Source organism: Pseudomonas sp. D1-1, from assembly GCF_051132225.1.
Classification (GTDB): Bacteria; Pseudomonadota; Gammaproteobacteria; order Pseudomonadales; family Pseudomonadaceae; genus Aquipseudomonas.
The window spans coordinates 3,754,707-3,780,733 of sequence record NZ_CP071676.1; the positions used below are offsets into that span (position 1 = coordinate 3,754,707).

Annotated in this window: 24 protein-coding genes; 15 read left to right on the plus strand and 9 right to left on the minus strand. The window is 62.0% G+C overall.

The genetic code is table 11. The features are described 5' to 3' along the window. The first annotated feature begins 16 nt into the window (after nt 1-16). On the plus strand, nt 17-952 hold the full coding sequence (locus J3P86_RS16805) for a LysR family transcriptional regulator (RefSeq protein ID WP_434630027.1): 936 nt from the start codon (nt 17-19) through the stop codon (nt 950-952). A gap of 14 nt (nt 953-966) precedes the next feature. On the opposite strand, the gene J3P86_RS16810 is transcribed toward J3P86_RS16805, so the two are convergent. Further along, complete coding sequence (locus J3P86_RS16810) at nt 967-1,569, minus strand: NADPH-dependent F420 reductase (protein WP_434698462.1); 603 nt, start codon at nt 1,567-1,569, stop codon at nt 967-969. 133 nt (nt 1,570-1,702) lie between these two features. On the opposite strand from J3P86_RS16810, the gene J3P86_RS16815 reads away from it, so the two are divergent. Both J3P86_RS16815 and J3P86_RS16820 read left to right on the plus strand, forming a co-directional pair. Next, nucleotides 1,703-2,647 (plus strand): LysR substrate-binding domain-containing protein, encoded by a 945-nt coding sequence (locus tag J3P86_RS16815; protein WP_434698463.1) that lies wholly within the window; start codon nt 1,703-1,705, stop codon nt 2,645-2,647. 56 nt (nt 2,648-2,703) lie between these two features. Next, on the plus strand, nt 2,704-3,294 hold the full coding sequence (locus J3P86_RS16820; protein WP_434698464.1) for a hypothetical protein: 591 nt from the start codon (nt 2,704-2,706) through the stop codon (nt 3,292-3,294). A gap of 146 nt (nt 3,295-3,440) precedes the next feature. Here J3P86_RS16820 and J3P86_RS16825 read toward each other — a convergent pair whose 3' ends face one another. The 4 genes from J3P86_RS16825 to J3P86_RS16840 form a co-directional block, all read right to left on the minus strand. Then, nucleotides 3,441-4,157 carry an alpha/beta hydrolase gene (locus J3P86_RS16825; RefSeq protein ID WP_434698465.1) on the minus strand — a complete coding sequence of 239 codons (717 nt, stop codon included), beginning with the start codon at nt 4,155-4,157 and terminating at the stop codon, nt 3,441-3,443. Between the two features lie 64 nt (nt 4,158-4,221). Next, nucleotides 4,222-5,334 (minus strand): succinylglutamate desuccinylase/aspartoacylase family protein, encoded by a 1,113-nt coding sequence (locus J3P86_RS16830; RefSeq protein ID WP_434698466.1) that lies wholly within the window; start codon nt 5,332-5,334, stop codon nt 4,222-4,224. A 103-nt stretch (nt 5,335-5,437) separates the two neighbouring features. Continuing rightward, on the minus strand, nt 5,438-6,217 hold the full coding sequence (locus tag J3P86_RS16835; RefSeq protein ID WP_434698467.1) for an ABC transporter substrate-binding protein: 780 nt from the start codon (nt 6,215-6,217) through the stop codon (nt 5,438-5,440). A 225-nt stretch (nt 6,218-6,442) separates the two neighbouring features. Next, nucleotides 6,443-6,877: a rhodanese-like domain-containing protein gene (locus J3P86_RS16840; protein WP_434698468.1), complete on the minus strand. Its 435-nt coding sequence runs from the start codon at nt 6,875-6,877 to the stop codon at nt 6,443-6,445. 103 nt (nt 6,878-6,980) lie between these two features. On the opposite strand from J3P86_RS16840, the gene ftrA reads away from it, so the two are divergent. Next, a complete protein-coding gene (gene ftrA / locus J3P86_RS16845) occupies nt 6,981-7,940 on the plus strand; it encodes a transcriptional regulator FtrA (RefSeq protein ID WP_434630012.1) in 960 nt (319 codons plus the stop codon). Nucleotides 7,941-8,084: 144 nt separating this feature from the next. On the opposite strand, the gene cobF is transcribed toward ftrA, so the two are convergent. Further along, nucleotides 8,085-8,840, minus strand: a complete 756-nt coding sequence (cobF, locus tag J3P86_RS16850) for a precorrin-6A synthase (deacetylating) (RefSeq protein ID WP_434698469.1) — start codon at nt 8,838-8,840, stop codon at nt 8,085-8,087. Next, nucleotides 8,837-9,415 (minus strand): histidine phosphatase family protein, encoded by a 579-nt coding sequence (locus J3P86_RS16855; RefSeq protein WP_434698470.1) that lies wholly within the window; start codon nt 9,413-9,415, stop codon nt 8,837-8,839. Before J3P86_RS16855 ends, cobF begins: the two co-directional genes overlap by 4 nt. Nucleotides 9,416-9,851: 436 nt before the next feature. Between J3P86_RS16855 and J3P86_RS16860 the strand changes: the two genes are divergently transcribed. The 4 genes from J3P86_RS16860 to J3P86_RS16875 all read left to right on the plus strand — a co-directional run bounded on the left by J3P86_RS16860 (nt 9,852) and on the right by J3P86_RS16875 (nt 13,844). After that, nucleotides 9,852-10,604, plus strand: coding sequence for an N-formylglutamate amidohydrolase (locus J3P86_RS16860; protein WP_434698471.1), 753 nt, complete (start codon nt 9,852-9,854; stop codon nt 10,602-10,604). A gap of 105 nt (nt 10,605-10,709) precedes the next feature. Continuing rightward, the gene (locus J3P86_RS16865; protein WP_434698472.1) at nt 10,710-11,726 is read left to right on the plus strand and encodes an arginine N-succinyltransferase; all 1,017 of its coding nucleotides are present in this window, start codon (nt 10,710-10,712) and stop codon (nt 11,724-11,726) included. A 61-nt stretch (nt 11,727-11,787) separates the two neighbouring features. Beyond that, nucleotides 11,788-12,822: an arginine N-succinyltransferase gene (gene astA, locus J3P86_RS16870; RefSeq protein WP_434698473.1), complete on the plus strand. Its 1,035-nt coding sequence runs from the start codon at nt 11,788-11,790 to the stop codon at nt 12,820-12,822. 152 nt (nt 12,823-12,974) lie between these two features. Beyond that, nucleotides 12,975-13,844: an isocitrate lyase/PEP mutase family protein gene (locus J3P86_RS16875; protein WP_434601241.1), complete on the plus strand. Its 870-nt coding sequence runs from the start codon at nt 12,975-12,977 to the stop codon at nt 13,842-13,844. Nucleotides 13,845-13,985: 141 nt separating this feature from the next. On the opposite strand, the gene J3P86_RS16880 is transcribed toward J3P86_RS16875, so the two are convergent. After that, nucleotides 13,986-15,215: an acyl-CoA dehydrogenase gene (locus J3P86_RS16880; RefSeq protein ID WP_434698474.1), complete on the minus strand. Its 1,230-nt coding sequence runs from the start codon at nt 15,213-15,215 to the stop codon at nt 13,986-13,988. 178 nt (nt 15,216-15,393) lie between these two features. On the opposite strand from J3P86_RS16880, the gene J3P86_RS16885 reads away from it, so the two are divergent. The 3 genes from J3P86_RS16885 to J3P86_RS16895 all read left to right on the plus strand — a co-directional run bounded on the left by J3P86_RS16885 (nt 15,394) and on the right by J3P86_RS16895 (nt 17,902). Further along, nucleotides 15,394-16,323, plus strand: a complete 930-nt coding sequence (locus tag J3P86_RS16885) for a LysR family transcriptional regulator (protein WP_434573242.1) — start codon at nt 15,394-15,396, stop codon at nt 16,321-16,323. 120 nt (nt 16,324-16,443) lie between these two features. Further along, entirely contained in the window at nt 16,444-16,845 is a 402-nt protein-coding gene (locus tag J3P86_RS16890; protein WP_305500139.1) for a MerR family transcriptional regulator, read from the plus strand. A 157-nt stretch (nt 16,846-17,002) separates the two neighbouring features. Continuing rightward, on the plus strand, nt 17,003-17,902 hold the full coding sequence (locus J3P86_RS16895; RefSeq protein WP_434698475.1) for a hydroxymethylglutaryl-CoA lyase: 900 nt from the start codon (nt 17,003-17,005) through the stop codon (nt 17,900-17,902). A gap of 631 nt (nt 17,903-18,533) precedes the next feature. Here J3P86_RS16895 and J3P86_RS16900 read toward each other — a convergent pair. After that, nucleotides 18,534-20,243 (minus strand): AMP-binding protein, encoded by a 1,710-nt coding sequence (locus tag J3P86_RS16900; RefSeq protein WP_434698476.1) that lies wholly within the window; start codon nt 20,241-20,243, stop codon nt 18,534-18,536. Between the two features lie 201 nt (nt 20,244-20,444). Between J3P86_RS16900 and J3P86_RS16905 the strand changes: the two genes are divergently transcribed. Genes J3P86_RS16905 through J3P86_RS16920 form a run of 4 tightly spaced genes read left to right on the plus strand, consistent with a single transcriptional unit; the run spans nt 20,445 to nt 26,005 of the window. Beyond that, the gene (locus J3P86_RS16905) at nt 20,445-21,608 is read left to right on the plus strand and encodes an isovaleryl-CoA dehydrogenase (protein ID WP_434573237.1); all 1,164 of its coding nucleotides are present in this window, start codon (nt 20,445-20,447) and stop codon (nt 21,606-21,608) included. A gap of 11 nt (nt 21,609-21,619) precedes the next feature. Continuing rightward, entirely contained in the window at nt 21,620-23,227 is a 1,608-nt protein-coding gene (locus J3P86_RS16910; protein WP_434698477.1) for a carboxyl transferase domain-containing protein, read from the plus strand. A 13-nt stretch (nt 23,228-23,240) separates the two neighbouring features. Then, the gene (locus J3P86_RS16915) at nt 23,241-24,059 is read left to right on the plus strand and encodes a gamma-carboxygeranoyl-CoA hydratase (protein WP_434629992.1); all 819 of its coding nucleotides are present in this window, start codon (nt 23,241-23,243) and stop codon (nt 24,057-24,059) included. After that, nucleotides 24,056-26,005, plus strand: a complete 1,950-nt coding sequence (locus J3P86_RS16920) for an acetyl/propionyl/methylcrotonyl-CoA carboxylase subunit alpha (protein WP_434629990.1) — start codon at nt 24,056-24,058, stop codon at nt 26,003-26,005. Before J3P86_RS16915 ends, J3P86_RS16920 begins: the two co-directional genes overlap by 4 nt. Nucleotides 26,006-26,027 lie beyond the last annotated feature (22 nt).

Consider the following 26,027-nt stretch of genomic DNA (forward strand, 5'->3'; position numbering starts at 1 on the left):
CGCACAGCGGATTCCCATGCACGGTCTTGATGAACTGGGTTTCAAGGCACTCCGATTGTTCGTCGCGGTGCTCGATCTCGGCAGCTTCTCGGAAGTCGCGCGGCGCGAGGGGCTGGCGCCTTCCTCGATTTCCCGGCAGATCCAACTGATGGAGCAGGCGCTGAACCAGCAGTTGCTGTATCGCCATACCCGCGCCGTTTCGCCCACCGAAGCCGGCCGCCTGCTCGGGCACCATGCACGCTTGCTGCTGGTGCAATTGGAGGAAGCCGAACAAGCCTTGCAGGAACAGCGCAGCGAACCGGCCGGACTCGTGCGGATCAACGCCCCGGTAGTCTTCGGACAGCGCCACCTGACGCCCTGGCTGGGACAACTGTGCGAGCGCTACCCGAAGCTGCAGCTGGATATCCAGCAGACCGACAGTTACGTCGACCCGCTGCAGGAAGGTGCCGATCTGCTCTTTCGCATCGGCTCGTTGCATGACTCCAGTATGCAAGCGCGGATCATCGCGCCGCACCGTTTCCAGATCGCGGCGAGCCCCGCCTACCTGGCCCGCCACGGCGTTCCACAAGAACCCGAAGACCTGGCGGCCCATCAGTGCCTGGCCTACAAAGGCGTAGCCGGGCAACAGCGCTGGTTTTTCCGCAAGCCGGGTCAAGCCTGGATACGCTACAGCGTGAGCGGGCCGATCACCGGCAACCACGCCGACACCCTGACCCAGGCCGCCGAACAAGGCCTGGGCCTGGTGATGTTTCCGTCATGGCTGATCGGCGAAGCCGTGCGCAACGGCACGCTGGTGCCGGTCCTGGGCGATTACGAAGCGTCCAACAGCCTAGAACCCCAGCAAATCGCCATCCTCTGGCCCGGCAGCCGACGCCTGTCAGTGAAAGTGCGCACGGTGATCGATTTTTTCCTCGAGTGTTTCGGCGAAGTGCCCTACTGGGATCGTCCTTGATCGCCCGGGGTGGCTCAGTCGAACTTGACCAGATTCAACACGGGCAACGGGCCGCCGGGGAATTGCGTCAGGTGCGCTCCGGCGCTCAGCGGGCCGAGGTCCACGGCGAAGAATCCCAGCCGCTCGATCAACCCGGCCACTTCCACACGCGCCTGTTGATCATCGCCGGTCAGGAACAGCACACGCTTGCCACCCTCGGCCGCCGGATCAGCCTCGAGCAATTTCGCCAGCATATGGTTGAATGCCTTGACCACCCGCGCGCCGGGCACCCACTCGCTGAACACCTCGGTGGAGGCCCGTCCTTGCAGATCGATCGCCTGGAATTCCGGCACCTTGATGGCATTGTTGGCGTCGATCACGATCCGCCCGGCGAAATCCGGCAAACCTGCCAGGGCTTGCGGCAACTTCTGCCAATTGACGGCCACCAGCACCATGGGTTGCGCGGCAGCTTCCTGCACAGTGCCGGCACGTACGGTCGGGCCCAGTTCGGCGACCAGCTCGGTCAGGCTTTCCGGCCCGCGACTGTTGGAAATGACCACATTGATGTCTTGGCGAGCCAGGGCCCGGGCGAATGCGCTGCCGATGGCGCCAGCGCCGATAATGCCGATGGTGTTCATGTGATGTCCTCAATGGTTGGAAAAACCGTGCGGTGATGTCCGCCGTTGAGGTGCATATTGCGCTTGCCATTGCGCCCTGATTAGTCGGTAATGACTTGAATTATCTTCAAGCATTACTATCAGGTCCCATCAAATGGAAACCCTCGCCAACCTCGAATGTTTCGTGCGCAGTGCCGAGACCGGCAGTTTTTCCGCTGCCGCCAGGCTGCTGGCGCTGACGCCCGCCGCCGTCAGCCGCAACGTGGCGATGCTGGAGCGAAACCTGGGTGTGCGCCTGTTCCAGCGTTCGACCCGCAAGCTTTCCCTGACCGAAACCGGCGAACATTTCCTCGCCAGCATCGGCGGCAACCTTCAAGCCCTGCAGGTTGCGATTGGCGCGGTGAGCGCCGAACGTGGCGAGCCGGCCGGCGTGTTGCGGGTCAGCCTCTCCCCCAGCTTCGGCATGGCTCACGTCTTGCCGTTAATGCCTGCTTTCCTCGGTCGATATCCCCTGATCCGGCCGGAATGGCATTTCGAAAATCGTCGGGTCGACTTGATTGCCGAGGGTTTCGACGCGGCGATTGGAGGCGGTTTCGAATTGACCCCCGGCGTGGTGTCCCGGACCTTGGCGCCAGCCCACCTGATTGCCGTCGCCAGCCCGCAGTACCTGGCCGTTCATGCCCAGCCCCAGCATCCGGAGCAATTCGCCAATCACGCTAACATCGTCCTGCGCTCCAGCCTGACCGGCCGTGTGCGCCAACCGATGATGCGCAACAGCGCCGGGCTCGAGTGCGCGGTGTCGTTGCCGGAGTCGATCACCTTCAACGATCCGGTCGCGATGCGTGAATCTGCCTTGCTCGGCCTGGGCGTTGCGCTGTTGACGGTGCCGGATGTCTTGCCCTGGCTGGAGCGCGGCGAGCTGGTGCGGCTGCTGCCGCAATGGTATGTCGACCTTGGCGCGATCTCGCTCTATTACCCGAGTCGTACGCTGATGCCCGCCAAGACCCGGGTCTTTGTCGACTTCATTACCGAGCACTTCGAACGTCAGGCGCTGGCGCGGCGCTTCAGTGCCGTCGGTGTTAACGTATCGAACCCATGACCGACAAGGACGACTCGTGTTCCAGTTTCAAGCCAACCAGCCCATGGAGCGTTTTAATGTCATTGCTGAGTAAACCAGCCGCCGCCCTGCTACTGGCAGCGATCACCAGCCTGGTCGCATTCCCGGCCCTTGCCGCCCAGCCCAAGAAACCCATGGCGCAAGCACCGGCCCAGAAGGTTTCGCTGCTGGGCGGCAAGTTCAGCTTCACCCTCCCCCCGGGCTTCACGGCGACGCCCTTGTCCGCAGGGGACGTGGCGCAGGGAACCGCCGGGGCGAGCGGTACGATGTACAGCAATGCCTCCCGCAAAACGGTGGTGATCACGGCGGAGAACACCCTGGTTGACGGGGCGAATGTAAACGATAACGACGCAGCCTTCCTGGATACGGCCTTCGCCGATTTCGCCGTCCAGAAGACCAAGGCCCTGCCGGATGCCAAAATCCTCGGGGAAAAAAGCCTGACCCTGAAAACCACCGGCCTCGGCCTGCGCCAGCTCGACACCCGGGCCACCCAAGGTGGCGGGCCCACGCTGGACACTACCCTGATAGGGGCTTCCGGCACGCGCATGGCCGTGGTGCAGATCATCTCCAGGGCGAGCGACCAGGCCGGTCATGAGGCATTGGTCAAGCAGATCGCCAGCGGGAAGTGACGGGCCTGTGCGGTGTGCCTGGTGGACCCCATTGCTGCATTCGCGAGCAGGCTCGCTCCCACAGAGAAATTTGGCATGCTCGAAAACAGAGGCTCACCGCCATCGAACTGCAGGAGCAGGCTCGCTCCCACAGGGATCCGGCTGGATCAAGGGTTGAGCCGCTCCAGCCAGGCCCGCAGGTCCTTCACTTCCTGCGCGCTGATATTGTGACCAAGCCCCGGATACGCGTGGAATTCCGGTTCCAGGGCCAGGGTCTTGAGGAACGAGTCAGCGTCGGTACCGTCGTGGTAGGGAATGATCGGGTCCACCGTGCCGTGGCCTATGAACACCGCCAGCGCCCGGCGCGATTCATCGGGCGTCAGTTCGGCGCGCAACACCGAAAGAACTCGCCCGCCCATCGCGGCAATGCCGCCAACGGCTTCGGGGTGTCTCAGGGCTACCTCGTAGCTCATCATCGCGCCTTGACTGAAACCCACCAGATAGACGTTGCTCGCATCGGTCGGGTATTTGGCCCGAGCCTTCTCGATGAATTCCAGGAGCATCTGGCCGCTGGCCTTCAGGTCTGACGTGTCACCTTCATAGGCGCCCTCGCCTTTCCTGGCAAACCATTGGTAGCGCCCCGGCTCCATCGACTTGGGTGCCCGCACCGAAAGGTAGTTGTAGTGCTTGGGCAGTTCGTCGGCGAGCGTCAGCAGGTCTTCTTCGTTGCTGCCCGAACCGTGCAGGAAAATCACCAGCGGCCGGTTCCTGGCCTGTTCATCGGCGCGGGCCAGGTAGTTGAGTGGCAAGTCGGTATGCAGCGACGGTTGGGCCTGCGCTCCGGCAGACACCAGCAGCAGAAACAGGGCGAACGCTTTGAACATCGGTCTTCCTCCAGCATTGGATAACCGCACGGTGACGACCGTGCGGTGAGGTAGACAGCACTTATCAGTCGTTGATCAATTTCCCCGCCCGAATCGGCTCACGCCCGGCGACTTTCGCCTGCCAGATGCCCGGCTGGGTATAGCGCCCGCGATCCAGGGCGAACAATACGCCGCTGGTGCCGGCGCGGACCGTGGTCACTCGGTCGTTCAACGGATCGACCACCTCGAACAAAGCATCGCCCCGCTCCACCCACTCGCCAGCTTCGCGCAGGAAGCTCACCACGCCATGGTGCGGGGCAAACAGGTATTCGGTGCCTTCGAACGGAAAACCCTCGCAGCATTGCGCCGGCGCGGCCGGCCAGTCACCGCCGATGAGTCCCTGTTCGGCGAGAAATCCGAGGATGGCCTCGCAATTCGCCCGGGCCTGCTCCACCCGGGTGTCGCCCATGCTGCCCAATTCCAGCGTCGTCGCCAGGTTGGCCGCCGGAATGGCCGCTTGCGGAAAGATCCTCGCCAGGCGCAACCAGGGCGTGGAACAGGACTCATCGAACGAGCTGCCGCCGGAATCTTCGCACAACAACGCCACACCGGCCCTCAGCCGCGCGGCCAGCGAGCGCCACTGCGGCCATTGTTGCGGCAACGCGTACAAGTGGATCGTGGCCTCGAAATCGCAGTGCAGGTCGAGCGTGATGTCGGCGTCGCAGGCATGGCGAAGCAACAGCCGATGCATGGCTTCGAGTTGCGAAGGTGGCGCGGGTAGTTCGTCGAGCACCTCGGCCATGGTTTGCCGGATCAAGGTGACGTTGGCAGCCGGATCGTCGCCCAGACGAGCCCCGATGCGCTGCGCCACCGGGGCGCTGAGTTCGACGAAGGAACGGTTGAAATTTTTCCCGCTGCCCAGCTCGAAACGCCCCATGTGCGCACTCTGCAGATGCTGGTCCAGGCCGATGGGATTGGCCACCGGCACCAGTTCGATCACGCCTTTGAGCAGGCCCCGGGACTCAAGTTCGCTGAGCCGCTGTTTCAGTTCCCATGCCGTGCGCATGCCCGGTAGTTCATCGGCGTGCAGGCTGGCCTGGATGTAGGCCTTGCGCGGGCCATGGCCGAAACGAAACACGCTGAGCCGGCGCTCCGTGCCCAGGTGGCTCCACGGCAGGGTATGGTCGATGCGTTGCATTGGCACTCCAGATATCGGTTCTCGACAGGCTCAGGGTAAAACAATCGCCCATGAAAAAGGTGGCCGGCCGGGTCAGCGGCGGGCCACCTGTTTCCTTCAGCGATTAATGCCCATAGACGTCAAAAGCGAAATATTTGTCCTGCACTTTCTGGTAGGTGCCATTGGCGCGGATTTCGCTGATGGCGGCGTTGAATTGGTCCGCCAGGGCCTTGTCACCCTTGCGCACCGCGATGCCGGCGCCGCCGCCAAAATACCTGGCGTCTTCATAGGTCGGCCCGACGAAGGCAAAGCCTTTGCCGGCGGCGGTTTTCAGGAAACCTTCGTCGAGGTTGACCGAGTCGGCCAGCATGGCGTCGAGGCGACCGGCGACCATGTCCAGGTTGGCTTCCTGCTGGGAGCTGTAGCGCACCAGGTTGATCCCCGCCGGGACCAGCACTTCGGTCGCGAAGCGGTCATGGGTACTGGCGCGCAACACGCCGACTTTCTTACCCTTGAGTTCGGTCAGCGGGTCCTTGACGTCCGTACCTTCCTTCATCACGAAACGCGCCGGGGTGTGGTAGTACTTGATGGTGAAGTCGACGTTTTTCTTGCGGTCATCAGTGATGGTCATCGACGACAGGACCGCGTCGATCTTCCTCACCTTCAGCGCTGGAATCAGCCCGTCGAACTCTTGCTCGACCCAGGTGCACTTGACCTTCATCTGCGCGCACAGCGCGTCGCCGATATCCACATCGAAGCCGGTCAGCTTGCCGTCAGGCGTCTTCATCGAAAAAGGCGGATAGCCGGCCTCGATCCCGAGGCGGATCGGCTTGGCGTCTTCGGCCACGGCCGACAGGGAGAGTACGGACAGTGCCAGGGCACCGAACATGACAAGCTTCTTCATTTTTGCTCCTGAGTGCGCAGGTTTTTTTGATCGTTATGGGCAGATTCGGAAACAGCGTTCGGTCAGCGAAAACCGAAGTGGGCAGGAGTCTAGAGGGGCACTCGGGAGCGGAATTGCGTATAGGCGACAAATAGTTATAAAGATGCAGAGCATTTGCGAAATTGAAAGCAATCAGCCCTTGTGGCGAGGGAGCCTGTTTTCCTCACCACAAGTAGGACGCACCGTTCAACAATCGCAGCTGACCGCATGCTCCGCCACGCGCTCCACCGAACCGGTCAGGCGGAAACCTTCGTCGAGCCAACCCATGACGCCACCGATCATTTCCTTGACCGGGTATCCCAGGGTCGCCAGGCGCACCGCAGCCTTGTTGGCGCCGTTGCAATGCGGCCCCGCACAATAGACCACGAACAGGGTGGCCTGGGGATAGGCCGCAAGCGCCTCGGCGGTCAGCGTGCGGGTCGGCAGGTTGATCGCCCCGGGCACGTGCCCGCGTGCGTAGGCCTGCGGCCCGCGCACATCGACGAGGACAAAATCGATCTCAGCGGCGTCCTGGCTGGCACGTACGTCGGAACAATCGGTTTCGAACATCAGACGCCGGCTGAAATGCTGCAGGGCAATGTCGGACGGGGCGGCAGGCACTTCGCGAACAGGGCTGGTCATCGTGGTTTACTCCAGGGACGGATAAGGGTTTGGAGAGACTTTATCCACCCGCCGCCAACCGCTACAGTGGCGTACAAGACACTCTGTGGGAATTTTCCGCCAAATGCAGCCTACCCCTGGCCTCGTCGCGATTCTCGCCTACGACGGACTGTGCACGTTCGAATTCGGCGTCGCCGTCGAGATATTCGGGCTGGCACGGCCCGAGTTTGATTTTCCCTGGTATGAACACCGCATCGTCGCTGTCGACGACGGCCCGATGCGCGCCATGGGCGGCTTCCAGGTATTGGCCGATGGCGGCATGGAACTGCTCGACAGCGCGCGAACCATTATCGTGCCGGGCTGGCGCAGTCGCAGCGAACCGCCCTCCGATGCCCTGCTCCAGGCCTTGCGACGAGCCCATGCCCGTGGCGCCCGCTTGTTGTCGATCTGCTCGGGGGCTTTTGTCCTGGCGGCCACCGGGCTGCTCGACGGCTTGGGCGCCACCACGCATTGGCGCTACACCGACGAACTCGCCGACAGCTACCCGACCATCGAAGTCGATCCCGATGTACTTTATGTCGACTCCGGCCAGATCATCACCTCGGCTGGCAGCGCGGCCGGCATCGATGCCTGCCTGCACTTGGTGGCGCGGGATTTCGGCGCCCAGGTCGCCAATGCCGTGGCGCGCCGGCTGGTCATGCCGACCCAACGCACCGGTGGCCAGGCGCAGTTCATTCCCTCGCCGGTCAGCCGCACGCCGCGCAGCGATTTGTCCGGCGTCATGCAATGGGCCCGGGAACGTCTCCACGAGCCGCTGGGAGTGCGCGACCTGGCCAGTCACGCCGCTATGAGCGAACGGACCTTCCTGCGTCGCTTCACCCAGGCTTGCGGCCTCTCGCCCAAGGCCTGGCTGCAACATGAGCGCCTGGCACGGGCGCGGGAATTGCTGGAAAGCACGCAAGACAACACCGATAACATTGCCCAACTGTGTGGCTATCGTTCGGTGGAAAGTTTCCGGGTAGCGTTTCGCAACGTGGTGGGGCTGGCGCCGTCGGTGTACCGGGAGCGGTTTGGGCGAGGGTGACGACGTCTTCGAGGTCCTCCGTGGCGAGGGCGCTTGCTCCCGCTGGGTTGCGCAGCAACCCCGATGCACAAGATGGCTGATGTCTTGCGCCTGCTTCGCAGTCGAGCGGGAGCAAGCTCCCTCGCCACGGGTTGATCCGCACCATCAGGGTTTGCGCAACAAATACGTATCCATGATCCACCCATTCGCCTGTCGCGCCGCCTTGCGGGTGCGTTCAATGTCGTCGGCCACGTCCCCCAGCCGTCCGGCAATGAGCAATTCATCCGCCATTCCCACGTAGGCGCCCCAATAGATCTGCGTATCAGGATCGCTGACCTGGCGATACGCATCCTCGGCATCAAGCATCACCACCGTGCTCGCGGCATCGCCAACCCGCCCCGCCGCCAGCCTGCGGCCCGTGGTGATCTCCAGCGAGCCGCCGATACTGTTCAACGGCACCTTGTGTCGCGCCGCGAGGGCCTGGACGCTGGTAATCCCCGGAACGACATCGAACTCGAAGACGCAGCGCCCCGAATCAAGGATCGCCTGCAGGATGCGCAGGGTGCTGTCGTACAGCGATGGGTCGCCCCACACCAGGAAACCGCCACGCTGCCCGTCAGACAATTGCTCATTGATCAATCTTTCGAACGTTGCCTGCTTCGCCCGGTTAAGTGCCTCGACACTGGCCGTGTAGTCCAGATCCTCGCGCTGGCGCTCGGGACTGCCGGCTTCGACAAAACGGTAGGTGCGATCAGTGATGTAGCGGCGACAGATGTCGCGACGCAGGTCCAACAGCGCGTCCTTGCCGGGCCCTTTGTCCATCAGGAAAAACACATCGACCTGATTCAGGGCCTTCACCGCTTGCATCGTCAGGTGATCGGGATCACCGGCACCGATGCCTATCACCGACAATCTCTTCATGCTTGCGGCTCCCGGCCAGGCCCCTGGGTGCGAAATCGCCATACCCCGTTGAAACGCAACTCAGTGACGGAAAGCGATTCGATGTCGATCCGGTGGAACATGCCCAGCGGGCAACCCAGTACGTTCAGCAGGGCAGCGCGAATCACGAACGGATGGGTAACGGCCAGCCAGTGGCCCGGAGTGTGTTGCAGCGTCGTCAGCCAGTCGCCGACCCGGCGACATATTCCGCTGACGGACTCGCCGCCGTGGGGCGCGGCGTCCGGGTCGTCACGCCAGGCTTGAAGGCATTCCGGCTCCGTCTTGAGCAATTCATCGACAGACATCCCGCGCCAACGCCCGAAATCACAATCGGCCAACGCCTGGACCACCTGCGGATCGTCGCCCAACAGCGCCGCGGTCTGGCGGGTGCGCAGCTCTGGCCCGCAGAGCAGGCGGCGGACGTTCCGGTATTCATGGCCGATCTCGGCACGCGTCGCCAGCCAGCCGGCGTCCAGCGGTTCGTCCAAGCCGAAACGTGCATCTTTCTGGGCGGCGGTGCGGGCATGGCAGATCAGGGTAAGGCGAGTGGCTTGCACATTGGATACTCAGGCTGTCGGACGGCTCAACACAGCAACCCCCCCGTATTTTCTTGTACAACACCTTATATGAAATCAAATAACCCGGACAAAAAGGCGGTATGTCTGACACAGACGGGAGCGATAGCTGACATACATTGGCGTTCCAACCAAACCCTTGCCCTACAAGGCCTCTACAGGCCTTGAGGCTTTTTAAACGGAAAGTAAAAACCTCTGGACACGCGACACCTGCTGCCCAAATACTATTTTCGGCGCTAGAAAAGAAACCAGCACTCATCCCGGCAAGGAGCACGGATGCCTCTCTTCAGAGACCCGATCACTGATCCGTGCCTGGCTATGATGCTTTCGGTACACAAGGTCATATGTGCCCTGTATGGCCGGGCGCCGCCCGACGCCTTGCCCCAGGCGCTGTCACCAGCCGAACTTTGTGAGCACTATGCGTGAATCCATTGAATGTGCCGAATCGGGCCTCTATACCAAGCCTGCTTTCCGGTTGCTGCGTGAAGACTCCGAGCATCCATTGTTGCTGGTTTGCGAACATGCCAGCCGCTACATTCCTGATGCACTGAACGACCTGGGCCTGGATGAAACCGCCGCTCAGGAACATATTGCCTGGGACATCGGTGCGCTGGCCCTGGCCGAGCGGCTGTCCGAAACCCTCGGCGCCACCTTGCTGTCGGCCAACTATTCAAGGTTGTTGATCGACCTGAACCGTCCGCTTCACGTCGCCGACAGCATTCCGGCGCAAAGCGAGATCTACCAGATTCCTGGCAACCAGTCCTTGGATGACGCTACGCGCGCGTATCGCCAACGGTGCCTCTTCCATCCATTCCATGATCAATTGCGCGCCTTGATCGACCAACGCCTGGCCGACAAGCGGACCGTGCGAGTGGTCGGCATCCACAGTTTCACCCCGGTGTTCTACGGCCAGCCGCGGGCGCTTGAGGCCGGAGTATTGTTTGGCGAAGCCCGGGAATATGCCCAGCGCATCGTCGGCGCGTTGGCGCGCCATTCGCTGCGGGCCGCCGGCAATCAGCCCTATAAGGTCAGCCCGTTGAGTGACATGACGGTTCCAGTCCACGGCGACGGCCGCGGCCTGGATTCGGTGCTGATCGAAGTACGCAACGACCTGTTGCGCAGTTCCGAATCGGTGCGGACCTGGAGCGCCTATCTCGCGCCGCTGCTGTAACGCGACCGTGTCAAATCTCTGCTACAAGCTTCAACGCGTGGACATCGACAGTGATCGTCAGGCCCGGCACCTCTCGGCGGGCTCTTTGAAACAGGAGTGTTATCCATGCTGGCTTTACGTCCAGTTCAGTTAACCGATTTGCCGCAGTTGCAGCAGCTGGCCCGCGACAGCCTGGTGGGCGTCACCTCGCTTCCCGACGACACGGATCGCCTGCGAGACAGAATCCTCAGCTCATGCGCCTCGTTCGAAACCGACGTGCAACGCCCCGGTGCGCAGAATTACTTTTTTGTCCTGCAGGACCTGGTGTCGAGCCGCCTGCTGGGCTGCTCGGAAATCGTTGCGGCCACCGGTTGCGACGAGCCGTTCTACAGCCTGCGCAACCGGCCGTTTTCCAGCGAGTCCCGGGAGTTGAACATCCAGCATGGCGTACCGGCACTGTCGCTGTGCCAGGACCTGAATGGCCAGACGCTGCTGCGCGGCTTTCATATCGACGCCGCACACGTGCACACGCCGCAATCGCAATTGTTGTCCCGCGCCCGGCTGATGTTTGTCGGCGCCCATCCCCAACGCTTTGCCGACTCGGTGATCACAGAGATCGTCGGGTACAGCAGCAAGGAAGGCCATTCGCCCTTCTGGGATGCCATCGGTCAGCACTTTTTCGACCTGTCCTACACCGAAGCCGAACGATTGTGCGGCCTGCAGAGTCGGACCTTTCTCGCCGACCTGATGCCGCAATACCCGATCTATGTCCCTATGTTGCCGCCCCAGGCCCAGGCTTGTATCGGCCGGATCCACCCCGACGGCCAGGAAGCCTTCGACATTCTCGAACGCGAGGGTTTCGAAACCAATAGCTACGTGGACATCTTTGACGGGGGGCCGACGATGCACGCCCGGGTCGCGAACATCCGCTCGATCATTCACAGTCGCTCGGCCGTCGTGCGTCCGAGCCAGCAGGTTGACGCCACGGGGCGCTACCTGGTGAGTAATGATGGCCTGGGTAGTTACCGGGCCATCATCGCCGACCTGGACCTTGACGCCGAAGGCTTCGTGCGCCTGTCCCCTGACATGCTGGCAGCGCTTGAAGTTGCCGACGGTGACCGGGTCCGGGTGGTCAGCCTATGAACTGCAATCGATTGCGCATCGTGCGACAGCGTCCCGCCCGGCCTGTAGAAGGAGGCGCTTCGTGGTAGTCCGCCCGGTTGCCCTGACCGACTTACCCGCATTGATGGACCTCGCCCGTTGCGCCGGCCCTGGGTTCACCAGCCTGCCGGCCAACGAGGAGCGCCTGGCGCACCGGGTACGCTGGGCCCAGCGCACCTTCGCCGGACAGGTCGAACGGGCGGACGCCGACTATCTGTTCGTGCTTGAAGACGATGACCGTCAGGTAGTGGGTATCAGCGCTCTCACTGGCGCAATCGGACTGCGCGAGCCCTGGTACAACTATCGGCTCGGGGTCACGGTCAGCTCGGCGCCCGAGCTGGGCATCCAGCGGCATATTCCGACGCTGTTCCTCAGTAACGAGATGACCGGGCAGTCGGAAATCTGCTCGTTGTTTCTTCATCCCCAGCACCGTCGCGGCCATAACGGGCGCCTGCTGTCCCTGGCGCGCCTGCTGTTCGTGGCGGAGTTTTCCGGGCTGTTTGGCGATAAGCTGATCGCCGAATTACGCGGCCACGCCGATGAACAAGGTTGCTCGCCGTTCTGGGACAGCCTGGGACGACACTTTTTCCAGAAGGACTTCAGCCACGCCGACCAGTTGTCCAGCATGGGCAACAAATCCTTCATCGCCGAGCTGATGCCCCGCCAACCGCTGTACACCTGCCTGCTCACCGAGCAGGCCCAGGCCGTGATCGGCAAGGCTCACCCCAACACCGAACCGGCCTTGAAGATCCTTGGCGATGAGGGTTTTTCCCATAAAGGGTACGTGGATATCTTTGACGCCGGCCCGGTGATCGAAGCGCCGGTATCGAACATCCGCAGCGTCCGCGACAGCCAGTCGCTGACGCTGACCATAGGCACCCCGGACGAACGGGCGCCGGGCTGGCTGATTCATAACCGGCGCCTGGAGAACTGCCGCGTCACCAGCGCCCGGGGGCACCTGCACGGCCAGGGCCTGGTCGTCGATCGCCTGACCGCCAAACGCCTGCAAGTACAACCGGGTGACACGGTGCGCGCCGTGCTGCTGTTCAAACAGGATCGCCAGGCGGTGGCGGCATAGCGGCGCGGCGCCTGCCCTATCTCATGGGATCGACTTCGACCAGCCTGTCCCTGTAAATTCGTCATCATCCTTGGCCGTCCCGCGTGATAGCTTTCCATCCTTAGGCGTTGACACTTTTGCTCAAGCCCTTCCATTCCATTGGTGGAACTCATATGTCCAGGCTTTCCCATCAAGATTTGCGTCGAAATTTCCGCCAATTGCTGGCTTCCACAAATTGCTACCACACAGCTTCAGTGTTCGATCCGATGTCGGCGCGCATTGCCGCCGACCTGGGTTTCGAGGTAGGCATCCTTGGAGGCTCGGTGGCGTCACTGCAAGTATTGGGCGCGCCGGATTTTGCCCTGATCACCCTCAGCGAATTTGCCGAGCAGGCCACCCGCATCGGACGCGTCGCGCAACTACCGGTGATCGCCGACGCCGACCACGGCTACGGCAACGCACTGAACGTGATGCGTACCATCATCGAGCTCGAACGCGCCGGCGTGGCGGCGCTGACGATTGAAGACACCTTGCTGCCGGCACAATTTGGCCGCAAATCCACCGACCTGATCAGCGTGGCCGAAGGCGTCGGCAAGATTCGCGCGGCTCTGGAGGCGCGGGTCGACTCGGAAATGGCCATCGTCGCCCGCACGAACGCGGGGATTCTGCCGGTCCAGGAGATCATCAGTCGCACCCGGCAATACGAGCGCGCCGGCGCGGACGGCATTTGCATGGTAGGCGTGCAGGATTTCGAGCATCTGGAGCAGATCAGCGAGAACCTGAACGTACCGCTGATGCTCGTGACTTATGGCAACCCGCTGCTGCGCGACGATAAACGCCTGGCTGAACTGGGCGTGAGAATCACGATTGACGGCCACGGCGCGTATTTCGCCGCGATCAAGGCTACCTACGACAGCCTGCGGGAACAGCGTCAGATCTTCACCCAGGCATCAGACCTCAGCGCCACGGAACTGACCCACACCTACACCCAGCCCGAGGAATATATCCGCTGGGCCGAGGAGTATATGAGCGTCAAGGAGTGAGCTGATTCATCGACCTGGAGGCCGCCATCGCGAGCAAGCTCGCTCCCACAGGGGCTTGTGGTGAGCGCCAATAACGCGTCCACCGATGAACCTCTGTGGGAGCGAGCCTGCTCGCGATAGCAGTCTCAGCCTGAACGAGCTTCAGCGCCCGCTACGCAACATCTCCTTGGGCACATACTTGCCGATCTCGAACTTGCCGATAGCCGCCCGATGGACCTCATCCGGACCATCGGCCAGGCGCAGCGTGCGCTGCATGGCATACATGTAGGCCAGCGGGAAATCGTTGGAGACCCCGGCCCCGCCGTGGATCTGGATCGCCCGATCAATGACTTTCAAGGCCACGTTCGGCGCGACGACCTTGATCTGGGCGATTTCGCTTTTGGCCACTTTATTGCCGACCGTGTCCATCATGTACGCCGCCTTCAAGGTCAGCAGGCGCGCCATGTCGATTTCCATTCGCGAGTCGGCGATCTTGTCGATGTTGCCACCCAGGCGCGCCAGCGGCTGGCCAAAAGCGGTTCGACTGATGGCGCGCTGGCACATCAATTCCAAGGCACGCTCGGCCATGCCGATGGAGCGCATGCAGTGGTGAATCCGGCCCGGCCCGAGGCGACCCTGGGCAATTTCAAAGCCGCGTCCTTCGCCCAGCAAGACGTTTTCGTACGGCACCCGCACGTTATCGAACAGCACTTCGGCGTGGCCGTGAGGTGCATCGTCATAGCCGAACACCGGTAGCGGCCGGACGATCTTTACTCCGGGGGTGTCCACCGGCACCAGGATCATCGAGTGCTGGGCGTGACGAGGTGCGTCGGGATTGCTCAGGCCCATGAAGATCAGGATCTTGCAGCGTGGGTCGCAGGCGCCCGAGGTCCACCATTTCTTGCCGTTGATGACCCATTGATCGCCGTCACGCTCGGCACGGGCAGCCATGTTGGTGGCGTCCGACGAAGCAACGTCCGGTTCGGTCATGGCAAAGGCCGAACGAATCTCGCCCCGCAGCAGCGGTTCGAGCCAGCGCTGCTTTTGTTCCTCGTTGGCGTAACGCACCAGCACTTCCATGTTGCCGGTGTCCGGCGCCGAACAGTTGAACGGCTCCGGGCCCAGCAGCGAACGCCCCATGATCTCCGCCAGCGGTGCATATTCCAGGTTGGTCAGGCCGGCCCCCAACTCGGACTCGGGCAGGAACAGATTCCACAACCCTTCGGCTTTGGCCTTGGCCTTGAGCTCCTCCATGATTGCAGTCGGCTGCCAACGGTCGTCTTCAGCCACTTGCCGTTCGAACACGGCCTCGGCCGGGTAGACATAGGCATCCATGAACGCCGTGACGCGCTCACGCAGTTCCTGAACCTTGGGGGAGTAGGCAAAATCCATGGGCAGCACCTTCTTGGCAGAGGTTGTTTTTAGGTCATGAAATCGATGCTAGTTCAGCTACGAAAATTTACCTAACCTATTCTCAGCGTGTATTAACATTCATCACCGATATATGGTTCACTGATTCGCATCGCCTTCCGGCACCTCACAACAAGCCCAAGAACAAGAGTGCAGCGCCATGAATCTGAGCAAGGTCGACCTCAACCTTTTCATTGTCTTTGATGCGATCTACACCGAAGCCAACCTGACCCGGGCCGGGCAGATCGTCGGCATCACTCAACCGGCGGTGTCCAATGCCCTGGCGCGTTTGCGCGAGACGTTCAACGACCCGCTGTTCGTGCGTACTGCCCAAGGCATGGTGCCCACGCCGATGGCCCAGAATATTATCGGGCCGGTGCGCAACGCCCTGTCGCTGCTCCGGGTGTCGGTGCAGGAAAGCCGGATCTTCAACCCGCTGCAAGCCGTGAAGACCTATCGCATCAGCATGACCGACCTCACCGAGGGCGTGATCCTGCCGCCGCTGTTCCAGCGCCTGCGCCGCCTGGCGCCGACCGTGGCCATCGAGAGTTTCCTGTCCAAGCGTCGGGAAACCACCAAGGAGCTGGCCGCCGGGCGCCTGGATTTCGCGGTTGATGCTCCACTCAATACCGATCCGCAGGTGCGCCACGTCAAGCTGATGGAAGATCGCTACGTGTGTGCCATGCGCAAGGGCCACCCGTTGGCGGGCAAGGAAAAACTCAGCCTGGATGATTACCTGGCCCAGACCCATGTACATATCTCCAGCCGCCGCAACGGCCTCGGTTATGTCGACCTGGCATTGGGCAAGATGGGCATCCAGCGCAAGATCGCCCTGCGCTCGCAGCATTATCTGATGGCTTCCCAGGTACTCCAGCAGACCGACATGGTCATGACCGTTCCCGAACGTTTCGCCCGTCGCCACGACCTGCATGCGTTCCTGTTGCCCGTCAACGATGTGCCGCCGGTGGAAACCCATCTCTACTGGCACGAAAGCACCGACCAGGACCCGGCCAACCGCTGGATGCGCGAGCAGATGATCGAGCTGTGCCAGCAGGTGACGGCGCATGAGAAGAAGCTTGATAAGGTTTAGCCCGTCCAATGTGGGAGCGAGCAGGCTCGCTCCCACAGGTTTCGCCGACAGCTCATTGCTTGACGTGAACGTCAACCTGCCATTAGCTTAGCGCCAACCCCTTTCGTTTCGAGCGCTTACATGAGCAGCCAGACCTACAGCATCTCCGACCTCGCCCGCGAACTGGATATCACCACCCGCGCCATCCGCTTCTATGAAGAACAGGGTCTGTTGCGCCCGGAGCGCCGTGGTCAGGAACGTATCTACTCGCCGCGGGACAAGGTCAGCCTGAAACTGATCCTGCGGGGCAAGCGCATCGGTTTCTCTCTCGCCGAGTGCCGTGAGTTGATCGAACTCTACGACCCCAGCAGCGGCAATCAGAAACAACTGCACAGCATGCTGGCGAAAATCGCCGAACGGCGCGAACAGCTCGAACAGCAGTTGCTGGATATCGAACAGATGAAGCTGGAGCTCGACACCGCCGAAGAACGTTGCATCCAGGCGCTGGAGCAGACGATCAAAGGCGAGGAAGTCGTCCAGTAACACGACACGTCCCCTGTGGGAGCGAGCCTGCTCGCGATGGCGGTGTGTCAGTCATATCAATTTTGCCAGTCGTTCCGTCATCGCGAGCAGGCTCGCTCCCACAGGGGTGCTCATCATCGTTCTCGATGTTCTGGCAACTCACTACAGGTCAATCCCCATGTCCCTCCCCTCCTTTGTACGTTTGATCGAAGTCGGCCCCCGCGACGGCCTGCAGAATGAATCCCAACCCATCAGCGTGGCGGACAAGGTGCGTCTGGTTGACGCCCTGAGCGATGCGGGCCTGGGTTACATCGAAGTCGGCAGTTTTGTCTCGCCCAAATGGGTGCCGCAGATGGCCGGTTCGGCCGAGGTATTTGCGCAGATCCAGCGCAAGCCTGGCGTGACCTATGGCGCCCTGGCACCGAACCTGCGGGGTTTCGAGGACGCACTGGCGGCGGGGGTCAGGGAGGTCGCTGTATTCGCCGCGGCGTCCGAAGCGTTTTCCCAGCGCAACATCAATTGCTCGATCCAGGAAAGCCTGGAACGCTTCGCACCGATCATGGAGGCGGCGAAGCACAGCGGCGTCAGCGTGCGCGGCTACGTGTCCTGCGTGCTGGGCTGCCCCTATGAGGGCGAGGTCAAGCCCGAGCAGGTCGCGTGGGTCGCCCGGGAGCTGTACGCCATGGGCTGTTACGAGGTGTCCCTCGGTGACACCATCGGCACCGGCACCGCCGGTGCAACGCGCAGGATGTTCGAGGTAGTCGGCGCGGACGTGCCCCGGGACAAACTGGCGGGACATTTCCATGACACCTATGGCCAGGCCATGGCCAACGTCTACGCCAGCTTGCTGGAGGGTATCGCCGTGTTCGACAGCTCAATCGCCGGCCTGGGCGGCTGCCCTTATGCCAAGGGCGCCAGCGGTAACGTCGCCACGGAAGACGTGCTGTACCTGCTCAACGGCCTCGGCATCGAGACCGGCATTAATCTGGATGCACTCATCGCCGCGGGCCGGCAGATCTGCGACGTGCTGGGTCGCTCGACCGGTTCGCGGGTGGCCAAGGCGCGCCTGGCGCGGTGAGGTGTTACCGCCCCGCTTGTAACGGGGGCGAAACGAGTAACACGGAAACAATTTGTCTGGAATCGTCGTACCGGGTTTTCAGCCAGAAAACCTAATCTATTGATTTAAAAGGTTTTTAAAAAGTTGGCACGGCACCTGCTATATCTCCAGTACAACAAGAATAAAAAAAAGCGACAAACCCAATAAAAACAAGACGAAACGACTCTGACATAACAAAAACAACACGGCAGAGACGCAGCTAACAGATTTTTTTGGAGAAGATGTGCTTTTCAGGGTGCTTCCAGGAGCAACCCGCAACCGGGCAGAGAATAATAAAACTACCTCCAGGTAGCTCCCGAATCGGTTGGATCGCAAGGCGAAAAAGCAGATCAGCGCTCAAAAAAATACGTTTGCTCTTGATCCCGGATGGGGATCGCCAAAAACAGCGGTAAAGGGTCACGGCTGCCAAAAACAACAACAGGCCGCCCCTCAATAATAAAAAAAGAGCACGCGACGACAAAATTAAAGGGGAGCTTCGGCTCCCCTTTGTGCTGTCTGGGGTTTGGTTTCCTTCCATGGGCTCAGAAGGCGATGTGTCACACCATGGCAGCTTGAATGACACACCGCTTTCGCGAGCAGGCTCGCTCCCACACTAGGATTGTGGTTGGCCCTGGTGATTGCGCAGCTCTTCGATACTGATTTCGCGCATGCGAAATTTCTGGATCTTGCCGGTAACCGTCATCGGGAACTGCTCGACAAATTTGAAATGACGCGGTGTCTTGAAGTGAGCGATGCGTTCCTTGCACCACGCTTGCAACTGCTCCTCGGTGACGCTGTGGCCGGGATGGAGTTTGATCCAGGCCACGATCTCCTCACCGTAGCGTGGGCATGGAATGCCGATCACCTGCACATCCGCCACGGCGGGATGGGTGAAAAAGAACTCCTCCAGTTCGCGGGGATAAACATTCTCGCCGCCACGGATGATCATGTCCTTGTTCCGTCCGACGATACAGACGTAACCCTGCTCATCCATGCTCGCCAGGTCGCCGGTGTGCATCCAGCCCTGCGCATCGATCGCCTCGGCCGTGCCCTTGGGGTTGTTCCAGTAGCCGAGCATCACGCTGTAACCGCGCGTGCACAATTCACCGATGGTGCCGCGAGGGACAACCTCGCCGTTCCCGTCGATGATCTTGCTCTCCAGCTGCGGCTGGGTACGCCCAACGGTCGTGACGCGCAACTCCAGTTCATCCGTGGGACCGGTCTGCAACGACACCGGGCTGGTTTCCGTCATGCCGTAGGCAATCTGCACTTGGGCCATGTGCATCTCGCTGATGATCCGCCGCATCACCTCGATCGGACAGGTGGCTCCGGCCATGATCCCGGTGCGCAGGCTGGACAGGTCGAAATCCCCGCGCTGCGGCTGGTCCAGCATGGCGATAAACATGGTGGGGACCCCGTACAGCGCGGTGGCTCTTTCTTCGGCCACGGTCCGTAGCGTCAGCAACGGATCGAAGGCATCGTTGGGGTAGATCATGGTACTGCCGTGGGTCATGCATCCCAGGTTACCCATGACCATGCCGAAGCAGTGATACAACGGCACCGGGATCACCAGACGATCGCCGGCGGTCAGGCCGAGGCTTTCACCGACCATGTAACCGTTGTTGAGAATGTTCTGGTGACTGAGGGTCGCGCCCTTGGGAAATCCGGTGGTGCCGGAGGTGTACTGGATATTCACCGGCTGCTCGAAATGCAGGCTGTCCTGGCGCTCGGCCAATTGCCCAGGCGAGATGGCTGCACCGAGGTCGGCCAGCTGCGACCAGGGCAGGAAGCCTGAAGGCGGCTGGGAATCGAGGCTGATCACGCCGCGCAGATCCGGCAAGCGTTCGCTTCGCAGCTGGCCGATCGATTGCTCTGCCAGTTCCGGTGCCAATGCCTGCAACATGGCGTGGTAATCCGAAGTCTTGAAAGCCCCCGCACACACCAGCCAGCGGCATCCGGACTGTTTGAGCACGTACTCCAGTTCCGAGGCCCGATAGGCCGGGTTGATGTTGACGAGGATCACGCCGACCTTCGCGCTGGCAAATTGGGTAATGCACCACTGCGCGCAATTGGGTGCCCATATGCCCAGCCGATCGCCGGTTTCCAAACCCAGCGCGAGCATGGCCCGGGCGTGCAGATCGACCGCCGCGGCCAATTCGCGCCAGCTGTAGCGCAATGATTGGTGGCGAACCACCAGCGCTTCGCCGTCAGGACAGTCGGTCACCGTCTGGTCAAACGCCTCGCCGATGGTTTGGGCCAGCAAGGCCTTGGCCTGGGAACCGCGGGTATAGCTGAGTTGCGTATGCGAACCGGGTTGATCCATGACGCCCCCTGTTGTCTTTATTAGTGGGTGTATCGGTGGAATCTCACGACTTCGAAAGCTGTTCAAGCGGCCTTACTCTGGCCCAAGTTGACGTTAACGTAAAGAGCGATTGACAGCCATGGGTCGCGCGCTTACGTTAACGTAAAGGTGAGAGCGCTCCCGCCGCTCCCCGCACCCGACAAAAAATCCAAAAGGTGTCCTATGAGCTACCCATCCCTGAATTTTGCCCTTGGCGAAACTATCGATATGTTGCGCGACCAGGTGCAATCCTTCGTCAAGGCAGAGTTGGCGCCTCGGGCGGCGCAGATCGACATAGACAATCTGTTCCCCGCCGATATGTGGCGCAAGTTCGGCGACATGGGCCTGCTGGGCATCACCGTCCCGGAAGAATATGGCGGCGCTGGCCTGGGTTACCTGGCCCATGTGGTGGCGATGGAAGAAATCAGCCGCGGCTCGGCCTCGGTCGCCCTCTCCTACGGCGCCCACTCCAACCTGTGCGTCAACCAGATCAATCGCAACGGCAACCATGAGCAGAAAACCAGATACCTGCCCAAGCTGATCAGCGGCGAACACATCGGCGCCCTGGCCATGAGCGAACCGAACGCCGGCTCCGATGTGGTTTCGATGAAACTGCGCGCCGACAAACGCGGCGACCGCTACGTTCTCAACGGCAGCAAGACCTGGATCACCAACGGGCCTGACGCCAACACCTATGTGATCTACGCCAAGACCGACCTGGAAAAAGGCGCCCACGGCATTACTGCGTTCATCGTCGAACGCGACTGGAAAGGCTTCAGCCGCAGCAACAAGTTCGACAAGCTCGGCATGCGCGGCTCCAACACCTGTGAGCTGTTTTTCGACGACGTCGAGGTGCCGGAAGAAAACATCCTCGGCGTACTCAATGGTGGCGTGAAGGTCCTGATGAGTGGCCTCGATTATGAACGCGTGGTCTTGTCCGGCGGCCCGACCGGGATCATGCAGGCCTGCATGGACCTGATCGTGCCCTATATCCATGATCGCAAGCAGTTCGGCCAGAGCATCGGCGAATTCCAGCTGATCCAGGGCAAGGTTGCGGATATGTACACCCAGCTCAACGCCAGCCGCGCCTACCTGTATGCGGTGGCCCAGGCCTGCGAGCGCGGCGAAACCACGCGCAAGGACGCCGCCGGAGTGATCCTCTACAGCGCCGAACGCGCGACGCAAATGGCCCTTGATGCCATCCAGATCCTGGGCGGCAATGGCTATATCAATGAATTCCCGGCCGGGCGCCTGCTGCGTGACGCCAAGCTGTATGAAATCGGCGCCGGCACCAGTGAGATCCGACGGATGCTGATCGGCCGCGAACTGTTCAACGAAACCCGCTAACGGAGCTGACCATGGCCACGCTGCACACTCAGCTCAACCCACGCTCACCGGAATTCAGCGCCAACCGCGACGCGATGCTCGGCCAGGTCGAGGCCCTGCGTACCTTGCTCGCCCACGTCCAGCAAGGCGGCGGAGCCAAGGCCCAGGAACGGCATACCTCACGGGGCAAATTGCTGCCCAGGGAACGCATCAATCGCTTGCTCGACCCGGGTTCGCCGTTCCTGGAGATCAGTCCGCTGGCGGCTTACGAAGTGTACGGCGAAGACGTTCCGGCCGCCGGCGTGATCGCCGGGATCGGTCGAGTGGAAGGCGTCGAATGCATGATTGTCGCCAACGACGCGACCGTCAAAGGTGGTTCGTATTACCCGCTGACGGTGAAAAAACACCTGCGCGCCCAGACCATCGCCCAACAGAACCGCCTGCCCTGCATCTACCTGGTGGATTCCGGCGGTGCCAACCTGCCGCGCCAGGACGAAGTCTTCCCCGATCGTGAGCACTTTGGCCGGATCTTCTTCAACCAGGCCAACATGAGTGCCCAGGGCATCCCGCAGATTGCCGTGGTCATGGGTTCCTGCACCGCTGGCGGCGCGTACGTGCCGGCGATGGCGGACGAGGCGATCATGGTCCGCCAGCAGGCAACGATTTTCCTCGCCGGCCCGCCGTTGGTAAAAGCGGCGACTGGAGAGGTGGTCAGTGCCGAGGACCTGGGCGGCGCCGACGTGCATTGCAAGGTTTCCGGTGTCGCCGACCATTACGCCGACAGCGATGAACACGCCCTGGCGCTGGCCCGCCGCAGCGTGGCCAATCTCAACTGGCGCAAGCTCGGTGATGTGCAGCGACGCGCGCCCACCGCCCCGCTGTATTCGAGTGAGGAGCTGTATGGCGTGGTTTCGGCCGACGCGAAGCAGCCATTCGACGTGCGAGAAGTGATCGCACGTCTGGTGGACGGCTCGGTGTTCGACGAGTTCAAAGCGCTGTTCGGAACGACCCTGGTCTGCGGTTTCGCCCACTTGCACGGTTACCCGGTCGCCATCCTGGCCAACAACGGCATCCTGTTCGCCGAGGCCGCACAAAAAGGCGCGCACTTCATCGAACTGGCCTGCCAGCGCGGCATACCGCTGCTCTTCCTGCAGAACATCACCGGGTTCATGGTCGGTCAGAAATACGAAGCCGGCGGCATCGCCAAGCATGGCGCAAAACTGGTAACCGCGGTGGCCTGCGCCCGAGTGCCGAAATTCACCGTGATCATCGGCGGCAGTTTCGGCGCCGGTAACTACGGCATGTGCGGCCGCGCCTATGACCCACGCTTTTTGTGGATGTGGCCGAATGCGCGGATCGGCGTGATGGGCGCCGAACAGGCGGCCGGCGTGCTGGTGCAGGTCAAGCGCGAACAGGCCGAACGCAGCGGCCAGCCGTTCAGCGCAGTTCAGGAGGCCGAGATCAAGCAACCGATCCTCGACCAGTACGAAGAACAGGGGCATCCCTACTATTCCAGCGCGCGGCTGTGGGATGACGGCGTCATTGACCCGGCGCAGACGCGCGATGTGCTGGGCCTGGCCTTGTCCGCGTCGCTGAACGCGCCCATCGAACCGAGCCGCTTCGGCGTGTTCAGGATGTAACCGGGGAACGCCCATGAATCATTACAACACGCTCCAATTGCAGATGGACCCGCGCGGCTTCGCCACCTTGTGGCTCGACCGCGAGTCGAAAAACAACGCGTTCAACGCCGAGATGATCCGCGAGCTGATCCTCGCCCTGGACCAGGTCGGCAGCGATCCGACCCTGCGTTTCCTGCTGATCCGTGGTCGTGGCAAACACTTCAGCGCCGGCGCCGACCTGGCCTGGATGCAGCAATCGGCCGAACTCGATTACCACACCAACCTCGACGACGCTCGGGAACTGGCGGAGCTGATGTACAACCTGGCCAAGCTGAAGATCCCGACACTCGCCGTTGTCCAGGGCGCGGCATTCGGCGGCGCGCTGGGTTTGATCAGCGCCTGTGACATGGCCATCGGTGCCGATGATGCGCAGTTCTGCCTGTCCGAAGTACGCATCGGCCTGGCGCCGGCCGTGATCAGTCCATTCGTGGTGCAGGCCATCGGCGAACGGGCGGCACGGCGTTACGCCCTGACGGCTGAACGTTTCGGTGGGCAACGGGCGAAGGAAATCGGTTTGCTGGCGGACAGTTACCCGGCCGAGGCCCTGGATGATCAGCTCGGCAAGTGGATCGACAACCTGCTGCTCAACAGTCCGGCGGCCATGCGCGCCAGCAAGGAACTGCTGCGCGAAGTCGGCAACGGTGCGTTGACCCCGGCGTTGCGGCGCTACACCGAAAATGCCATCGCGCGGATACGGGTCAGCCCCGAGGGCCAGGAAGGCCTGCGGGCGTTCTTGCAAAAACGGCCGCCGAGCTGGCAAGCCGAGTCCAACAACAAGGAGCCGCGTCGATGAGCGCCCCTGCCCTCACTACCCTGTTGGTCGCCAACCGCGGCGAAATCGCCTGCCGCGTCATGCGCACAGCCAAGGCCATGGGCCTGACCACCGTTGCGGTGCACAGCGCCACCGATCGTGACGCGCGTCATAGCCGGGAAGCCGACGTGCGTGTCGATCTGGGCGGCAGCAAGGCCGCCGACAGCTATTTGCAAATCGACAAACTGATCGCTGCGGCGCAAGCCAGTGGCGCCCAGGCTATCCACCCAGGCTACGGTTTTCTTTCCGAGAATGCCGGGTTCGCCAGGGCCATCGAAAATGCCGGGTTGATCTTTCTCGGCCCACCCGCCTCGGCCATCGAAGCCATGGGCAGCAAGTCCGCCGCCAAGGCCTTGATGGAAACCGCCGGCGTGCCGCTGGTACCCGGCTATCACGGTGAAGCCCAGGATCTGGAGACGTTCCGCGCCGCCGCCGAGCGCATCGGTTATCCGGTGCTGCTCAAGGCCACGGCAGGCGGCGGCGGCAAAGGCATGAAGGTCGTCGAGGAAGTCAGCCAACTGGCCGAGGCATTGGCCTCTGCGCAGCGCGAGGCGCAATCGTCGTTCGGCGATGCGCGAATGCTGGTGGAAAAATACTTGCTCAAGCCACGCCACGTGGAAATCCAGGTGTTCGCCGACCGGCACGGCAACTGCCTGTATCTCAACGAACGCGACTGCTCGATCCAGCGTCGCCATCAGAAGGTCGTGGAGGAGGCACCGGCGCCGGGCCTGGGCCAGGAATTGCGCCGGGCGATGGGCGAAGCCGCCGTACGGGCGGCCAAGGCGATCGGCTATGTCGGCGCGGGTACGGTGGAGTTTCTGCTGGATTCGCGAGGCGAATTCTTCTTCATGGAAATGAATACCCGGCTGCAGGTCGAGCATCCGGTGACCGAAGCGATCACCGGGCTCGACCTGGTGGCCTGGCAGATCCGCGTCGCCCAGGGCGAGCCATTGCCGATCACCCAGGAGCAGGTGCCGCTGCTGGGTCACGCCATCGAAGTACGTCTGTACGCCGAAGATCCGGCCAATGATTTTCTTCCCGCCACGGGGCGCTTGTCGCTGTATCGCGAGTCGGCCGAAGACGCGGGTCGCCGGGTAGACAGTGGTGTTGACGAAGGCGATGAGATCTCGCCCTTCTACGACCCGATGCTCGGCAAGTTGATTGCCTGGGGGGAAAACCGTGAACAGGCACGTTTGCGGTTGTTGGCCATGCTCGACGAGTTCGCCATTGGCGGGCTGAAAACCAACATCGGTTTTCTCCGCCGTATCATCGCTCACCCCGCCTTCGCGGCGGCGGAACTGGACACCGGTTTCATCCCGCGCTACCAGGCGCAATTGCTGCCGGAGCCCGGCGAACTGGATGACGATTTCTGGCGCGCTGCGGCCCAGGGTTTCGCCTTGAGCCTGACGCCACGTGTCCGCGCCGATGACAGCAACTCGCCATGGGCCGCTACCGCCGGGCTGCGCCTGGGGCTGCCAGCGGAAATCACCCTCCACCTGAGTTGCGATGGCCAGGACCGCGCCGTGACGCTGGATGTTGCTGGTCGCGGCGCCGAGCTCAGGGGCGAGCAGTTGATCATCGAGCACAACGGTGTGCGCCGCGAACATCGAGCCATTCGCCACGACGACAGCCTCTACCTGCAATGGAAGGGCGATCTGTATCGAGTCGACTCCTACGACCCGCTGGCGGCGGCCGAGGCCAGCCACAGCCAGCAGGGCGGCCTGGTCGCCCCCATGAATGGAAGCATCGTTCGGGTGCTGGTGAGCGCTGGCCAGGCGGTGGAAGCCGGCGCGCAACTGGTGGTGCTGGAGGCGATGAAAATGGAGCACAGCATCCGCGCGCCCAAGGCTGGCGTGATCAAGGCGGTGTATTGCCAGGAGGGAGAGATGGTCAGCGACGGCAGCGCGCTGGTGGAACTGGAAGAATAGCCATTCGGCCCGGTTTCCGGGC

Bases quoted from the DNA above. Each gene is read 5' to 3' on its own strand.
- J3P86_RS16805 (WP_434630027.1), top strand. From the start codon at position 17: ATGCACGGTCTTGATGAACTGGGTTTCAAGGCACTCCGATTGTTCGTC.
- J3P86_RS16810 (WP_434698462.1), bottom strand. From the start codon at position 1,569: ATGAACACCATCGGCATTATCGGCGCTGGCGCCATCGGCAGCGCATTC.
- J3P86_RS16815 (WP_434698463.1), top strand. From the start codon at position 1,703: ATGGAAACCCTCGCCAACCTCGAATGTTTCGTGCGCAGTGCCGAGACC.
- J3P86_RS16820 (WP_434698464.1), top strand. From the start codon at position 2,704: ATGTCATTGCTGAGTAAACCAGCCGCCGCCCTGCTACTGGCAGCGATC.
- J3P86_RS16825 (WP_434698465.1), bottom strand. From the start codon at position 4,157: ATGTTCAAAGCGTTCGCCCTGTTTCTGCTGCTGGTGTCTGCCGGAGCG.
- J3P86_RS16830 (WP_434698466.1), bottom strand. From the start codon at position 5,334: ATGCAACGCATCGACCATACCCTGCCGTGGAGCCACCTGGGCACGGAG.
- J3P86_RS16835 (WP_434698467.1), bottom strand. From the start codon at position 6,217: ATGAAGAAGCTTGTCATGTTCGGTGCCCTGGCACTGTCCGTACTCTCC.
- J3P86_RS16840 (WP_434698468.1), bottom strand. From the start codon at position 6,877: ATGACCAGCCCTGTTCGCGAAGTGCCTGCCGCCCCGTCCGACATTGCC.
- ftrA (WP_434630012.1), top strand. From the start codon at position 6,981: ATGCAGCCTACCCCTGGCCTCGTCGCGATTCTCGCCTACGACGGACTG.
- cobF (WP_434698469.1), bottom strand. From the start codon at position 8,840: ATGAAGAGATTGTCGGTGATAGGCATCGGTGCCGGTGATCCCGATCAC.
- J3P86_RS16860 (WP_434698471.1), top strand. From the start codon at position 9,852: ATGCGTGAATCCATTGAATGTGCCGAATCGGGCCTCTATACCAAGCCT.
- J3P86_RS16865 (WP_434698472.1), top strand. From the start codon at position 10,710: ATGCTGGCTTTACGTCCAGTTCAGTTAACCGATTTGCCGCAGTTGCAG.
- J3P86_RS16875 (WP_434601241.1), top strand. From the start codon at position 12,975: ATGTCCAGGCTTTCCCATCAAGATTTGCGTCGAAATTTCCGCCAATTG.
- J3P86_RS16880 (WP_434698474.1), bottom strand. From the start codon at position 15,215: ATGGATTTTGCCTACTCCCCCAAGGTTCAGGAACTGCGTGAGCGCGTC.
- J3P86_RS16885 (WP_434573242.1), top strand. From the start codon at position 15,394: ATGAATCTGAGCAAGGTCGACCTCAACCTTTTCATTGTCTTTGATGCG.
- J3P86_RS16890 (WP_305500139.1), top strand. From the start codon at position 16,444: ATGAGCAGCCAGACCTACAGCATCTCCGACCTCGCCCGCGAACTGGAT.
- J3P86_RS16895 (WP_434698475.1), top strand. From the start codon at position 17,003: ATGTCCCTCCCCTCCTTTGTACGTTTGATCGAAGTCGGCCCCCGCGAC.
- J3P86_RS16900 (WP_434698476.1), bottom strand. From the start codon at position 20,243: ATGGATCAACCCGGTTCGCATACGCAACTCAGCTATACCCGCGGTTCC.
- J3P86_RS16905 (WP_434573237.1), top strand. From the start codon at position 20,445: ATGAGCTACCCATCCCTGAATTTTGCCCTTGGCGAAACTATCGATATG.
- J3P86_RS16910 (WP_434698477.1), top strand. From the start codon at position 21,620: ATGGCCACGCTGCACACTCAGCTCAACCCACGCTCACCGGAATTCAGC.
- J3P86_RS16915 (WP_434629992.1), top strand. From the start codon at position 23,241: ATGAATCATTACAACACGCTCCAATTGCAGATGGACCCGCGCGGCTTC.
- J3P86_RS16920 (WP_434629990.1), top strand. From the start codon at position 24,056: ATGAGCGCCCCTGCCCTCACTACCCTGTTGGTCGCCAACCGCGGCGAA.